The organism is Methylomonas rivi (assembly GCF_024505165.1).
In the GTDB taxonomy this organism is placed as follows: Bacteria; Pseudomonadota; Gammaproteobacteria; order Methylococcales; family Methylomonadaceae; genus Methylomonas; species Methylomonas rivi.
The window spans coordinates 1-1,531 of record NZ_JANIBK010000304.1; the positions used below are offsets into that span (position 1 = coordinate 1).

Annotated in this window: 1 protein-coding gene; it reads left to right on the top strand. The window is 60.9% G+C overall.

Annotation, left to right across the window (positions count from 1 at the left end; genetic code table 11):
• On the top strand, window positions 1-1,531 hold a 1,531-nt coding region (locus NP596_RS21310; protein ID WP_256617390.1), incomplete at both ends, for an efflux RND transporter permease subunit.

The following is a 1,531-nucleotide window of genomic DNA, read 5'->3' on the forward strand; positions in this document are numbered from 1 at the left end:
GCCACGGCGGCCGACATTTCCCGCCAATTGCGGCAAATGCAACGCGAAAGCGCCGGCGGCCGCATAGACTTGGGTAGCGGCGAACAACCGCTACGCACGCTGGCCAACGTGGCATCCGTAGAGGAAATGCGGCCGCTGCAACTGTCCCTAGCCGACGGCCGCCGCATCCGGCTCGATCAAGTAGCGCAAATCGACGACGCCTTCGCCGAACCGCGCGCCGCGGCGTTGCTGAACGGCAAATCGGTGGTGGGATTCGAAGTCACCCGCAGCAGAGGTGCCAGCGAAGTGGAGGTCGGCGCCGGTGTGCAAAATGCGCTGGCTGAACTGCGCACCGCCAACCCGGACATCGAATTTACCGAAGCCTTTAACTTCGTCACTCCGGTTAAGGAAGAATTTCAAGGCTCCATGACCATGCTCTACGAAGGCGCCCTGCTGGCGGTTTTAGTGGTATGGCTATTTTTACGCGACTGGCGGGCCACCTTTATCTCCGCCGTGGCTTTGCCTCTATCGGTGATTCCGGCCTTTCTGGGCATGGACTACCTGGGCTTCTCGCTGAATGTCATTACGCTGTTGGCCTTGTCCTTGGTGATCGGCATTCTGGTGGACGACGCCATCGTCGAAGTGGAAAACATCGTCCGCCACCTGCGCATGGGCAAAACCCCTTATCAGGCCGCGATGGAAGCTGCCGACGAAATCGGCTTGGCGGTGGTCGCCACCACCTTCGCGCTGGTGGCGGTATTTCTGCCCACCGCCTTCATGAGCGGAGTGGCCGGTCGCTTTTTCAAACAGTTCGGCTGGACGGCGGCGCTGGCGATATTGGCCTCGCTGGTGGTGGCGCGGATGCTGACGCCGATGATGGCGGCTTATATGCTAAAGGATAAAGGCCATGCCGAACAGCCGGAAGGTCCCATCATGCGCCGCTATATCCAACTGGCGGCCTGGTGCCTCAAGCACCGATTGGCTACTATCAGCGGCGCGGCGGCGTTTTTTATCGGCTCGCTATTTTTGATTCCGTTACTACCCCAAGGCTTCCTGCCAGCCGACGACAACCCGCAAACCCAGGTTTTCGTGGAATTGTCGCCGGGCGCCAGTTTGACGCAAACCAAGGCCGCGGCGGAAACCGCCCGGCGATTGATCGCCGATATTTCTTATATAAACAGTATTTACACCACCATAGGCGCCGGCTCCGCCGGCAACGACCCGATGGCGGGCTCCCAAGGCAGCGGCGAAGTACGAAAGGCCACTTTGACGATAACGCTGGCCAATCGCCGCGACCGACCTGTTCGCAAACAGGTCATCGAACAGCAGATCCGCCGGGCATTGGAAAAGCTGCCCGGCGCGCGCACCAAGGTCGGCCTGGGCGCTTCCGGCGAGAAGTACGTGCTGGTGCTGAGCGGCGACGATCCGCAAGCCTTAAACACCGCCGCCCGTAATGTGGAACGCGATCTCAGAACCATTTCCGGCTTGGGCAGCATCGCCTCCAGCGCCGCGCTAGTACGGCCCGAGATTGCGGTGCGGCCCGATTTCGCCC